Annotated in this window: 10 protein-coding genes, 2 tRNA genes and 1 pseudogene; all 13 read left to right on the top strand. The window is 49.3% G+C overall.

Annotated features, from left to right (window positions below; genetic code table 11):
- Positions 1-879: DNA polymerase III subunit beta (dnaN, locus tag VB081_RS07595; protein ID WP_323400221.1), on the top strand; the 879-nt coding region annotated here is incomplete at its 5' end.
- A gap of 76 nt (positions 880-955) precedes the next feature.
- Positions 956-2,032, top strand: a complete 1,077-nt coding sequence (gene recF / locus VB081_RS07590; protein WP_323400220.1) for a DNA replication/repair protein RecF — start codon at positions 956-958, stop codon at positions 2,030-2,032.
- 63 nt (positions 2,033-2,095) lie between these two features.
- The gene (gene remB / locus VB081_RS07585) at positions 2,096-2,365 is read left to right on the top strand and encodes an extracellular matrix regulator RemB (RefSeq protein WP_323400219.1); all 270 of its coding nucleotides are present in this window, start codon (positions 2,096-2,098) and stop codon (positions 2,363-2,365) included.
- A gap of 15 nt (positions 2,366-2,380) precedes the next feature.
- On the top strand, positions 2,381-4,297 hold the full coding sequence (gene gyrB, locus VB081_RS07580) for a DNA topoisomerase (ATP-hydrolyzing) subunit B (protein WP_323400218.1): 1,917 nt from the start codon (positions 2,381-2,383) through the stop codon (positions 4,295-4,297).
- A gap of 44 nt (positions 4,298-4,341) precedes the next feature.
- The gene (gyrA, locus tag VB081_RS07575; protein WP_323400217.1) at positions 4,342-6,840 is read left to right on the top strand and encodes a DNA gyrase subunit A; all 2,499 of its coding nucleotides are present in this window, start codon (positions 4,342-4,344) and stop codon (positions 6,838-6,840) included.
- A 56-nt stretch (positions 6,841-6,896) separates the two neighbouring features.
- On the top strand, positions 6,897-7,448 hold the full coding sequence (locus VB081_RS07570) for a sugar O-acetyltransferase (protein WP_323400216.1): 552 nt from the start codon (positions 6,897-6,899) through the stop codon (positions 7,446-7,448).
- A 96-nt stretch (positions 7,449-7,544) separates the two neighbouring features.
- Positions 7,545-7,633: transfer RNA gene (locus tag VB081_RS07565), tRNA-Ser, on the top strand.
- Between the two features lie 55 nt (positions 7,634-7,688).
- A tRNA-Ser gene (locus VB081_RS07560) sits at positions 7,689-7,782 on the top strand.
- A 240-nt stretch (positions 7,783-8,022) separates the two neighbouring features.
- Complete coding sequence (locus tag VB081_RS07555; protein WP_323400215.1) at positions 8,023-8,502, top strand: MarR family winged helix-turn-helix transcriptional regulator; 480 nt, start codon at positions 8,023-8,025, stop codon at positions 8,500-8,502.
- A gap of 14 nt (positions 8,503-8,516) precedes the next feature.
- Complete coding sequence (locus tag VB081_RS07550) at positions 8,517-8,687, top strand: cysteine-rich KTR domain-containing protein (RefSeq protein WP_442872713.1); 171 nt, start codon at positions 8,517-8,519, stop codon at positions 8,685-8,687.
- Between the two features lie 55 nt (positions 8,688-8,742).
- Positions 8,743-10,506: an ABC transporter ATP-binding protein gene (locus VB081_RS07545; RefSeq protein ID WP_323400213.1), complete on the top strand. Its 1,764-nt coding sequence runs from the start codon at positions 8,743-8,745 to the stop codon at positions 10,504-10,506.
- A complete protein-coding gene (locus VB081_RS07540) occupies positions 10,499-12,343 on the top strand; it encodes an ABC transporter ATP-binding protein (protein WP_323400212.1) in 1,845 nt (614 codons plus the stop codon). The genes VB081_RS07545 and VB081_RS07540 overlap by 8 nt, the downstream gene beginning before the upstream one ends.
- A gap of 236 nt (positions 12,344-12,579) precedes the next feature.
- Positions 12,580-13,170, top strand: a pseudogene (locus VB081_RS07535) (hypothetical protein); the annotation flags it as partial.

The raw sequence follows: 13,170 nt of genomic DNA, 5'->3' as shown, positions 1-13,170 counted from the left end.
GAAATCATCAACCGTTTTCCGGACAGCGACGTAAATTTTTCCAGTATTAATGAAAATTCTGTGGAGATCAGCTGCCTGACTTCAAAGGTCGTGCTGCAGCAAATGAATCCGGAAGAATTTCCGATATTCCCTGTGCTGGAGCAAAATGAACAGATCAAGATCGCGCAGAATGTACTGAAGAGTATGATCAACCAGACGATATTCGCTGCTGCGGTCAATGAAGACAAGCCGATTTTGACAGGGCTTTTATTCGATATTGGAAAAGATTCGCTGACGGTCGTGGCGCTTGACGGATACCGTATGGCGGTGAGAAAGCAGCAGGCGATATCGGACATCGAAAAAAGCTGTGTGATCCCGGCGCGTACGCTGCGCGAGGTTTCAAGGATCATAGACGATACGGAAGAAAATATCAAAATATCGATCAGTGGGAATATGGCGCTTTTTGAAGCGAACCATACGCAGATATTCACGCGGCTTCTGGAGGGGGAATATATCAATTACAAGAATCTTCTGCCAAAGGATTGCGCGACGAGCGTCAAGGTGGAGACGGGAATGCTCAAAGACAGTATAGAGCGTGCGTCTATCCTCGCCCGCGAGGGAAGCAATAATGTCGTGAAATTTGAAATAAGGGAAAAAAACTTAGATATCACTTCCAATTCGGAAATGGGGAATATTGATGAGAAGATTCCTGTGATCACGGAAGGAAACGATCTGAAGATCGCGTTCAACGCAAAGTATGTGCTGGATATCTTAAAGTGTGTGGATGAGCCTGAAATACTGATGCAATACAATACGGGCGTTAGTCCGTGTATCGTCAAGCAGGAAAATTCGGATATCTACGAATATCTGATTTTGCCCGTGCAGCTGCGTGAAGACTGAGCTTGAAGAAATAGGAAGAAAGTGCGTATACTGGGTTTGGTATACGCACTTTTTGAACTTTTGAAGGGAAAGATTGATGTTTTTAAAAAATATCAGGCTGATTCATTTCAGAAATTATGAACAACTGAATATCGATTTTTACCCGGGCATCAATATCCTTTACGGCAGGAACGCGCAGGGAAAAACCAACGTTTTGGAGGCGATCAATATTTGCGCGAACGGAAAATCATTCCGCGTGAATACGGATAGTAAAACGATCATGTTTGAGCAAAACGAAGCGTATATCAAGGCTGCATTCGAACGCAATGAACAAATAAACCATATCGAAGTGTTGATCGAAAAAGAAAAAAAGAAAAGCCTGAAAATCAATGGTATCCCCGCGAGGAGCTTAAGGGAATTGTTGGGAAACCTTTATGTCGTCGTTTTTTCGCCGGAGGATATCAAAACGGCAAAAGAGGGGCCGTCCCTGCGGCGCGCGTTTCTTGATGGTGAGATATCCAAAATCCGGCCTTCGTATGTGGATGCTTTAAAAAAATATACGCGCATCATTGCAGAAAAAAATGCCTTGTTGCGTTCAAAGCGTGTGGATAAAAAAGAAATCATGCTCGAGGCTTATAACGAACAGCTGGAGAGCTATATCAAAATGATATTGAAAAACAGGAAAGCATATATTAAAAAGCTGAACGAATATGTGAATGAGACGCACCAGGAGATATCAGGCGGGACGGAAAAAATCAATATCCGCTATAAGGAATCCATCCCCGAAGAAAGCATCCGTGAAACGCTGCAAAAACTGGTTAAAAAAGAGATTGCCGATTTTAGCTGCGCAGCAGGCCCTCACAGGGACGATATCGATATTATGATAAATGATAAGGACGTACGCGTTTACGCGTCTCAGGGGCAGCTCAGGACGCTTATGCTGGCTGTTAAAACAGCATGCCTTAGAATCCTTGAGGAAAGTACGGGAGAGAGACCCGTTCTTTTGCTCGACGATGTGTTTTCAGAACTTGATGATGCGCGCAAGAAAAATTTACTCAAAGCCCTTAAGGGGATACAGGTCTTTATTACCACGGCAGGAACAGAAAAAATAGAATCCACAGAACATGTGCATAAATTCGAAGTTTCAGGCGGAATTATCACGCCAAAAAGCTAAAAAACGCTTCCCTATTATATATATATATAGTATAATATATATAGTAGGAGAGTTTTGCTTTATATGATTTTACATTTGGGAAGCGACTATTTTGCGAAGACAAAGAATATCGTTATGATACTGGATTATGAAGAGGCTGTAAGCAACGAAGATACAAGCCTTTTTTTAAAGGGGATCGAGTGTGTGAAAATCACGGAAGAAGACCCTAAATCCATCATCATCACACAGGAAAAAGACGAGAGACGCGGCTTTCTTTCGCCTATTTCGGCGCGCACGCTGCTAAAGCGCAGCAAGAAATTTGAGCTGAATGACGAAAACCGTGTTTTGCGATAAAAGAGAGGTACATGAATGAGTAATCAACATGAACAGTATGACGAAAGTCAAATCCAGATTTTAGAGGGGTTAGAACCTGTAAGGAAGCGTCCGGGCATGTACATTGGGTCTACCGACCTGCGTGGGCTGCACCACCTCGTATACGAGATCGTGGATAACTCAATCGACGAGGCGATGGCGGGATATTGTACGGATATCTACGTCGTAATCGAAGAAGACGGCAGTATTTATGTGCGCGACAACGGTCGCGGCATCCCGACAGGCATGCACCCGCAGGCGGGGGTATCGACGCTTGAGGTAGCGCTCACCATGCTGCATGCGGGCGGAAAGTTCGGCGGCGAAGGATATAAGGTGTCCGGCGGCCTGCACGGCGTGGGTGTATCTGTCGTAAATGCGCTTTCGCAGAAGCTTGTGGCAAAGGTACGGCGCGAGGGGAACGTTTACCAGCAGTCCTTTGAACGGGGCGCGCCCACTTCTACGCTGGAGATCGCGGATCATTGCGGGGAGGATGAAACAGGAACGGAGATCCGCTTCTGGCCGGACCCCGAGATTTTTGAAGACGTTAATTTTGTATATGATACGCTGCGCGTACGTTTGCGTGAGATGGCGTTCCTTAACAGGGGAATCAGCATCACGCTAAAAGACCTGCGCGGCGAAAAACCGTTGGAAAAAGTGTATTGTTACGAGGGAGGCATCAAGTCCTTCGTGCAGTACCTGAATAAAAACAAAAGTCCGCTCTTTGAAGATCCGGTATATTTCTGTACGGAAAAAGGGACGTCCATCGTGGAGGTGGCGATGCAGTACAACGAGGGATATGCGGAAAATATTTTCTCGTTTGCGAACAACATTTCTACGCACGAGGGCGGTTCACATTTGAATGGCTTTAAAAACGCGCTGACGCGCGTTGTGAACGATTATGCAAAGCGCATGAAGCTTGTTAAGGAAAATGAGCCTACGCTCTCAGGCGAGGACATCAGGGAAGGCCTGACGGCTATCATCAGCGTGAAGCTTACAGACCCGCAGTTTGAGGGACAGACCAAGACAAAGCTTGGTAACAGCGAGATGCGCGCATTGACGGACAGCACAGTCGCAGAGGGGCTCAATGCGTTTTTGGAGGAAAACCCCGCCACGGCAAAGGTCATTGTGGATAAATGCCTGACTGCAAAGCGCGCGCGCGAAGCGGCGAAAAAGGCAAGGGAGCTGACGCGGCGTAAAACGGCGCTCGAATCTGCGGCTTTGCCGGGCAAGCTTGCGGACTGCTCGGAAAAGGACGCCAGCAAGTGCGAGATATTTATCGTTGAGGGAGATAGCGCGGGCGGCAGCGCCAAGCAGGGACGGGACAGACGCTTTCAGGCTATTTTACCGCTGCGCGGCAAGATTTTGAATGTGGAAAAAGCACGGCAGGACCGTGCACTTGCAAACGCGGAGATCAAAGCGATGATCACAGCGTTCGGCGCGGGCATGGGCGACGAGTTCGATGTAGAAAAATTGCGTTATCATAAGATCGTGTGCATGACGGATGCGGACGTCGACGGCAGCCATATCCGTATTTTGCTGCTCACGTTCTTCTACCGCTATATGCGCCCACTGATCGAAGGCGGCTATGTATATATCGCGCAGCCGCCGCTTTACAAGGTCAGCAAAAAGGGCAAGGAAGATAAATACTTATACAGCGACGAAGCGCTGCAGGAATATCTGGCGGAGGTGGGCGACGGCGCTGCCATCCAGCGGTATAAAGGTCTCGGCGAGATGAACCCCGACCAGCTATGGGATACAACGATGGACCCTGAAACGCGCACGCTCTTGCAGGTGGATATGGAAAACGCGATCGAGATCGAGGAAACGTTTTCTATACTGATGGGCGACAGCGTGGAGCCGCGCAGGGAGTTTATTGAAGAAAACGCCAAGCTGGTCTCTAATCTGGACGTTTGAGGATAAAATAAAGTTTACAAACTTTGAAGGACGAGGTAATTGTTTTGGAAATTACGAAAAACATCGTACCTATTGATATCAATAAGGAGATGCAGAAATCGTTTATCGCATATGCGATGGCGGTCATCATCAACCGTGCGCTGCCGGATGTGCGCGACGGTTTGAAGCCTGTTCACAGGCGTATCCTTTATTCAATGGGCGAGCTCAGCATGTATCCGGACAAACCATACCGCAAAAGCGCGCGTCTTGTGGGCGACGTGCTTGGTAAGTATCATCCGCACGGCGATACGGCGGTTTATGACGCAATGGTCAGGATGGCGCAGGACTTTTCCATCCGCCACCAGCTTGTCGACGGTCACGGGAACTTTGGTTCTGTAGACGGCGACGGCGCGGCTGCCATGCGTTATACGGAAGCGCGTATGTCAAAGATCACGATGGAGCTGATGCGCGATATCGATAAGGATACCGTGGATTTTTATCCTAACTTTGACGAAACGCTGGAGCAGCCTTCAGTGCTGCCCGCGCGTTTTCCAAACCTGCTCGTAAACGGTACGGGCGGCATCGCGGTCGGTATGGCGACAAACATCCCGCCGCACAATCTGGCAGAGACGATCAATGCGACGATCGCGCTTATCGACAATGCAGAGATCACGACTGAGGAGCTCATTGACATCATGCCCGGGCCGGACTTTCCGACGGGCGGTATCATTATGGGCGTATCGGGCATCCGCGAAGCGTATAAAACGGGCCGCGGCAGAATTCGCGTGCGAGCAAAGGCGGAGATCGAAAAGCATGGCGAAGACCGCGAGCGTATCATCGTAACTGAGATACCGTATCAGGTCAACAAGGCGTCGCTGGTGGAAAAGATCGCGGAGCTTGTTCATGACAAGCGGCTGGAAGGGATTTCCGACCTGCGAGACGAATCGGACAAGTCGGGTATGCGCATTGTGATCGAATTAAAACGCAACGCGAACGCGAACGTCGTGCTCAATCATTTGTACAAGCATACACAGATGCAGGATACGTTCGGCGTGATCATGCTTGCCCTCGTCGAAGACGAGCCACGGGTGCTTGGCTTAAAGCAGGTGCTGGAATATTACCTCGAGCACCAGAAGGAAGTCATCGTACGCCGTACGAAATTCGAGCTGGAAAAAGCGCAGAAACGTGCGCATATTTTAGAAGGCCTCATTATTGCGCTCGACAATATCGACGAGATCGTTGCGCTGATCAAAAAATCGCCGGATGCGGTCACTGCGCGCGCGGCGCTTTCAGAGCGGTTCGGGCTTTCGGAAATACAGGCACAGGCGATCCTCGATATGCGTTTGCAGCGCTTAACAGGCCTCGAGCGCGACAAGATCGAAGCGGAATATCAGGAGATACTCGCGAAGATCGAGCATTTCAACGCGATCCTTTGTACGCCGCAGATGGTTCTTGACATCATCAAGGAAGACCTTGTGGAAATTCGTGATAAATATGCGGATGCACGCCGTACGGAGATTACGTTTGACGAAGACGACATCGATCTCGACGAGCTGATTGCACGCGAGGATATGGTCGTGACGCTTACGCATTACGGGTATATCAAGCGCATCAGCCTAGAGACATACCGTGCCCAGAGGCGCGGCGGGCGGGGCATCACGGCGATGTCTACGCGCGAGGAGGATTTTGCGGAGCAGGTATTCGTGACGTGTACGCACAACCAGCTTTTGTTCTTCACGAACAAGGGCAAGGTATATATGAAAAAGTGCTACCAGATCCCTGAATCCGGAAGGACGGCAAAGGGAACGGCGATCGTCAATATGCTCAACCTCGATCCGGATGAGAAGATATCCGCCGTGTTCCCCATTGAGACGGAGATCGAAAAGCATTCCAATCTTGTGATCGTCACCAAGGGCGGCGTGATCAAGAAAACGCCGTTCTCGGAATATTCCAATATTCGCCAGAACGGGTTGCGGGCGGTCAATCTGCGCGAAGACGACGAGTTGATCTCTGTTATGGAGACGGACGGCAGCAAGAATATCGTTGTCGGTACGCGCAACGGCATGTCTATCATCTTCAACGAAGAGAACGTGCGCCCCATGGGCCGTGTTTCCACAGGTGTACGCGCAATCAAGCTGCGCGCGGGTGATGAGGTCGTGGACGCTTGTATCGTGGAAAAGGACAAGCAGATACTGGTCATCACGGAGAACGGCTACGGCAAGCGTACGGAGGCAAGCGAATACAGGCTGCAGACGCGCGGCGGTATTGGCCTTAAGACCATGAACATCACTGACAAGACAGGAAAGATGTGCGGGCTTAAGATCGTGGACGGCAGCGAAGAGATCATGCTCATCAACGATGCGGGCGTGGTCATCCGTATGAGCGTCGACGAGATTTCGTTGATCGGACGTTCCACACAGGGCGTAAGGCTGATGCGTGTGGACGACGAGACAAAGGTCGTATGCGTCGCCAAATTCGTGGAAAACGAATACGATGAGGCAGACCCGGAAGGCTGTGGCTGCGAGACGGAAGAAAACGAAGTGCCAGAAATGCCGAAGGAATAAGAAGTGCATAAAACCGGCACAGATTGTGCCGGTTTTTGTATATGTGGGAGAAAAGTATGACGGAAAAAGAAAAGATGCTGCACGGTGAATATTACGATGCGACAGATGCACAGCTGCAAAAGGAGCAGATGCGCGCGGCCTTGTTGTGCAGGCAGCTGAACGAAATCAGTCCTGCCGAGCCGGAAAAGATCGACGAAACGTTTTGCGAGCTGGTGTGCGCACAAAGGGGAAGCGTTACCGTACGGCAGCCATTTTATGTGGATTATGGCAGCAATATCACGATCGGCAAAGGGACATACATCAATTTCGGCTGTACGATCCTTGATGTATGCAGGGTGGACATTGGCGAAAATGTGCTGATCGCGCCAGGGGTACAGATCATCGCGGCAACGCACCCGATCGATCCGGCGGAGCGCCTGACAGGGAAGGAATACGGTAAGCCGGTCATGATCGGCGACAATGTGTGGCTGGGCGCAGGGGTCATCGTATGCCCGGGCGTTAGGATCGGCAACAACACGACGATCGGTGCGGGCAGCGTGGTCACAAAAGACATCCCGGGAAACTGTATTGCCGTCGGAAATCCGTGCAGGATATTGAGGACGATTTAAAGGTGATTATTGCTTGACAATAAAGCGCGTGGTTTGGTATACTGTTAAAGCGTATTTGAATGGGAGATGTTCATAAAGCTGCGGAATATTTCTTCTGGAGAGGTACCGAAGCGGTCATAACGGGGCGGTCTTGAAAACCGTTAGGGTGCAAGCCCACATGGGTTCGAATCCCATCCTCTCCGCCAATTTTTAAAAATTGCGGAGGCAAAGCCGCTTAATATAAATTATCAAAATTCAGTTGGAGAAGTACCCAAGTACGGCTGAAGGGGCTCCCCTGCTAAGGGAGTAGGCTGAGGTAATCGGCGCGAGGGTTCAAATCCCTCCTTCTCCGCCAAAAAGAACCGCTTATATAGCGGTTCTTTTGCGTTTTGTGATGTTTTTACCCTTTTGCCACACTTTAATTTACCCTTTAGAGAATGACAAGAAAAATTTTGAGTGACGCTTTCTGAAAAACGGCTTTTTGTTTTCAATTAACAAATCATTCACACTTTCTTTCTTGACAAGAAAAGCAAAAAGCGATAAAATAGTCCAAAACAACAACTGTTAAAACGTTGGACTTAGTGAGGGCGCAGATATGGAAGGAAAATGGAGCAAAGAACAGGAAGCAAGGATGACGGAGAAATGGAACTCCATCAACAGGCTGTCCGAAGAATATGCAAAGGCGGCAGGATTGACGCCAATGAGCCTTGCCGTTTTGACGATCATCTATGAAAACCAGATGGATTGTACGCAAAAGCTGATCTGCGAGCAAAGCCAATTCAACAAGCAAAGCGTGAATATGATCGTGAAATCGTTTTGGGAACAAGGATATGTGGAGCTTGCGGAAAGCAAGTCAGACCGCAGGAACAAACAGGTAACATTGAGTGGAAAAGGGAAAAAGTATGCGAAGCGGCTCGTTGAACCGTTATTGACGGTCGAGCAGAGTGCGTTGGGACGGCTGACGCTCGAGCAAAGCGAAGTGTTGCTGATGTTCCTCGATATTTACGAAGAGTATTATCAAAAGGGAATTACTGAATTGAAAGACAGCTTGAATAAAGGACGTGATGATCATTGAATGAAGAAAAATGGGTGCATTGTCCTGTTTGCGAAAGCAAAACCAGGGTCAGGGCACGATATGACACGATACTGGAACGGTTTCCGCTGTTTTGTCCCAAATGCAGAAGAACTGTTCTGATCGATCTAAAAAATTTAAAAACAACCGTGATTTCTGAGCCCGACGCACAGACGCAGAGCCAATAAAATCGTGAAAACATTTTATTGGCTCTTTATTTTATAACCGAATGGAGGAATAGCTTTGATCAAAATACTAAAAAACCTTACAACAAAAGAATGGGGCTTTATTGGGGTGAGCGTTGTTCTCATCGTCTTTCAGGTGCGGCTCGACCTGACGCTGCCTGAATATATGGGAAAAATCACAGAGCTTGTACAAATGCCCGGAAGCCAAATGAATGAAATTCTGGCCGCGGGTGGCAGTATGCTGCTCATTACCGTAGGAAGCGCCGCGGTGTCCATCGCAATCGCGTGGTTTGCCGCAAGGATCGCTTCTAACTTATCGGCACGGCTTAGGACCAAGCTGTTTCAAAAGGTACAATCGTTTACGATGGAGGAGGTAGGCCACTTTACGATCCCGAGCCTCATTACAAGGACGACCAACGACATCACGCAGATCCAAAATTTCGTCGTGATTGGACTGCAGATCATCATTAAAACGCCGATCCTGGTGGTATGGGCCATCATAAAAATCATGAGCAAAAGCTGGCAATGGTCGCTCTCGGCGGGGGTCGCTGTTGGCGCGTTGGTTCTTTTGGCAGGCGTGCTGATCGCGCTGGTGATCCCTAAATTCAAAATGCTTCAGCAGCAAACCGATGACATCAACCGCGTTTCAAGGGAGCACCTCACGGGTATCCGCGTTGTCCGCGCTTATAACGCAGAGAAATATCAGGAGAAAAAATTCGAGAAAAAGAACGAAACGCTTACCCGTACGAATATGTTCGCAAACAGGGCGATGGCGGTTATGATGCCGGGGGTAGAGCTGATCATGAACGGATTGACGCTGTCGGTATATTGGATTGGCGCGGCGTTGATCACCGCCGCAGCAGTGACGCAGCGTCTTACCCTGTTCTCAGATATGATGGTATTCTCTTCCTATGCGATCCAGTTGCTGATGGCGTTTATGATGCTTGTCGTGGTACTGACACTGCTTCCTCGCGCAAGCGTGTCAGCAAGCAGGGTCAACGAAGTACTTGGTACGGAACCGGTTATCAAAGATGGATACATTAGCGAATCCAAAAACGGTATGAGCGGCGAAATCGAATTTAGAAATGTCAATTTCAAATATCCCGACGCGGATGATTATGTGCTGGAGAACCTTAGCTTCCAGGCAAAAAAAGGAGAAACCGTTGCTTTTATCGGCTCGACGGGCTGCGGAAAGAGCACTGTGATCAATCTGATCCCAAGGTTTTATGATGTCACAGGCGGCGAGGTTTTGGTGGATGGTATAAATGTCAAAGACTATGCGCAGTCCGTGCTGCGCAATAAGATCGGTTATGTGTCCCAAAAAGCGGTACTGTTCCAAGGCAGTGTTTCTTCCAACGTATCCTTTGGCTCAAATGGCTCGAAAGATATTCCGAAAGAAACGGTCGTCGCGGCGATCGCGACCGCGCAAAGCACTGATTTTGTGGAAAATATGGAGAATGATTATGAAGGATACATCGCACCGGGGGGAACAAACCTTTCAGGCGGGCAAAAGCAACGGCTGTCCATCGCGCGTGCGATTGCGCGGGAACCGGAAATCCTGATTTTCGACGACAGCTTTTCCGCGCTTGATTACAAAACGGACCGGCAACTGCGAAGCGACCTGAAAAAAAGCGCGAAGGGCGCCACGGTGTTGATCGTTGCGCAGCGTATCGGGACGATCAAAGACGCCGACAAGATCATTGTTTTGGAAAACGGCAGGATCGCAGGGATGGGCGTGCACCGCGAGTTGATGAAAACCTGTGAAGTATACAGGGAGATTGCCTATTCGCAGCTTTCAAAGGAGGAACTGGAGAATGAGTAAAGAAAGGATCAACGATCAAAGAACGGATCAAATAGATGCGATGGGTTCCGCCGATTTTGGAGCAGGCGTGGGCGGAACGATCGAAAAAGCAAAGAACGCGAAAAAAACGTGGAAACAGTTATTTTCTTATTCCAAAAAGCACATGGCAGGGTTTATCATTGCCATTATTACGGCGGTGGCGGGTACGGTTCTTGCATTGATCGGCCCTGATAAACTGTCGGAAATCACAAACATGATCACAGCAGGGCTGTCGTCGACCATCGACATTGCCGGCATTGCGAAAACAGGTATTTTTTTGGCGGCGATCTATGTGCTGAGCGCGGCCTTTTCCACAATACAGGGTTGGATCATGGCGACGATCACGCAAAAAATATCCAAAAGCCTGCGTTCGGACATCGAAAAAAAGATCAACCGGCTGCCCATGTGGTTCTATCATAAAAACACCACAGGGGATATCCTCTCACGTATCACAAACGATGTGGATACGCTGGGGCAGAATCTAAACACCAGCCTGACGACGCTTGTTGCGTCGATCACAATGCTCGGCGGTTCTCTCATTATGATGTTCATCACAAACTGGATCATGGCGCTCACCGCGGTGGGTTCTGTGCTCATTGGCTTTGTGATCATGATGGTGATCATGAAAAAATCCCAAAAGCATTTTGACGGTCAGCAAAAGTATCTGGGAAAGATCAACGGCCATGTCGAGGAGACCTTTGCGGGGCATACAGTTGTAAAGGCGTACAATGGCGAGCAGCAAACACATGAGGTTTTTCAGGGGTTCAACAAAAAACTAAAGAAAAATACCTATATGGCACAATTCCTTTCGGGCATGATGATGCCGATCATGATTTTTGTGGATAACATCGGCTATGTCGCGGTAAGCGTCGTCGGTGCGGCATTGGCGCTTTCCGGCGCGATCCCTTTTGGGGTGATCGTAGCATTCCTGGTGTATGTCCGTCTATTCACGCAGCCCATTACACAAATCGCCCAGCTTACGCAGGGGCTGCAAATGGCAACTGCCGCGGGGGAACGTGTGTTTGAGTTTTTAGACGCCGAAGAAATGAAAGACGAAGGCCATAAAAAAGCGGAGGCTCACGAAATAAAAGGGTGCGTAGAATTTAAGCATGTGAAATTTGGGTATGAAGGTACAGATAGGATCATCATCAAAGATTTTTCCGCAAAGGTGCAACCCGGACAGAAAATAGCGATCGTCGGTCCCACCGGAGCGGGAAAAACGACGCTCGTCAACCTGCTTATGCGCTTTAACGAAATCAATGGCGGGGAAATCCTGATCGACGGCGTTCCCATCAGCCAAATGACAAGGGAGCAGGTACATTCGGCCTTTTGCATGGTGTTGCAGGACACGTGGCTTTTTGAGGGGACGATACGCGAAAACATTGTTTACAACAAACAGAATGTGACGGATGAAATGATCGAAAATGCCTGTACGGCTGTCGGCCTGCACCACTTTATCCGCACGCTTCCAAACGGCTATGATACGGTTTTGGACGACAAGGTCAACCTTTCGGCAGGCCAGCGGCAGCAAATAACGATCGCGCGGGCAATGATCGACGATGCCCCAATGCTGATCCTTGATGAGGCGACGAGCTCGATCGACACAAGAACAGAATTGCTGATCCAGCGGGCGATGGACAAGCTGATGCAGGGGCGCACCTCGTTTGTCATTGCGCACAGGCTTTCTACGATCAAGAACGCGGACGTCATTTTAGTGCTCAAGGACGGCGACATCATAGAAAGCGGAAACCATGAGGCGCTCATGCAAAAAGGAGGTTTTTACGCCGAGCTTTACAACAGCCAATTCGAAGTTGCGTAGAAAAGAATCCTATGAGAACACGCGGCAGATAAAGATTCAAACATCCTCGTTTGTTATTGTAACAAGTTTATGCCTCTGTTATACTGAAAAAGGCAAAAACAGTTTTGAAGCGAGGTTTTACACATGCCTGTGCAACGGCATGCCTGGATGGCCTCGTTTGTGTAAACACTGAAAAAACCCGCTTATTAAGCGGGTTTTTTGTTGCATATCATCAACAGACCAGGAAGGATAACCGAATGAAAAAGCCTGCTTCCCCTGTAGACCAGCTCGACCATGCCGCGATGCGGCGGTTGAAGAAGGGCATACATTTTTTAAATAACTGGCTGGCGTTTTGCGCATTGGCCGTGCTTGCCACAGTAACGACGATCTTGTTCATCGTTGGGTCGCAGGACATTGCGGCCGCAGAAAACGCGGCAAACGTATGGCAGCAATTTTGCCTGGTGGCACCGCTTGCCGTGGCTGCTGTGGTATCCACGCGCACGGGAGGGCTCGACCTTTCGGTGGGCGGGATCATGGCTTTGTCGGCAATGATATTTGTCTTTAACGCGTCCGCAGGCAATGCGGCTGCGGGATTTATACTCGCGCTGATCGTTTGTATCGCGGTCGGTTTTTTGAACGGACTTTTTATTATGGTAATGCGCATCCCCGCTATTTTGGTCACAATAGCAAGCGCTATGCTGACGCGGGGCATCGCTATGTGGGGCACAAACAGTACGTCCGTTACCTTACCGGCGGAATGGATGGACATGAAAGAAGCTGCCGCCGTTATCGCGCTGGTTGTGTCGGTAGGCATCGCCATTCTGCTGCTTTGGCGGACGGGCAGGTTT

Origin of the sequence: Christensenella sp. (assembly GCF_034927525.1) — a bacterium.
Taxonomy (GTDB): Bacteria; Bacillota; Clostridia; order Christensenellales; family Christensenellaceae; genus Christensenella.
This window is presented reverse-complemented; position numbering and strand designations above follow the sequence as displayed.

What these genes read in the sequence shown, in the direction of transcription:
- recF (WP_323400220.1), top strand. Translation starts at nt 956, where the DNA reads ATGTTTTTAAAAAATATCAGGCTGATTCATTTCAGAAATTATGAACAA.
- remB (WP_323400219.1), top strand. Translation starts at nt 2,096, where the DNA reads ATGATTTTACATTTGGGAAGCGACTATTTTGCGAAGACAAAGAATATC.
- gyrB (WP_323400218.1), top strand. Translation starts at nt 2,381, where the DNA reads ATGAGTAATCAACATGAACAGTATGACGAAAGTCAAATCCAGATTTTA.
- VB081_RS07570 (WP_323400216.1), top strand. Translation starts at nt 6,897, where the DNA reads ATGACGGAAAAAGAAAAGATGCTGCACGGTGAATATTACGATGCGACA.
- VB081_RS07555 (WP_323400215.1), top strand. Translation starts at nt 8,023, where the DNA reads ATGGAAGGAAAATGGAGCAAAGAACAGGAAGCAAGGATGACGGAGAAA.
- VB081_RS07540 (WP_323400212.1), top strand. Translation starts at nt 10,499, where the DNA reads ATGAGTAAAGAAAGGATCAACGATCAAAGAACGGATCAAATAGATGCG.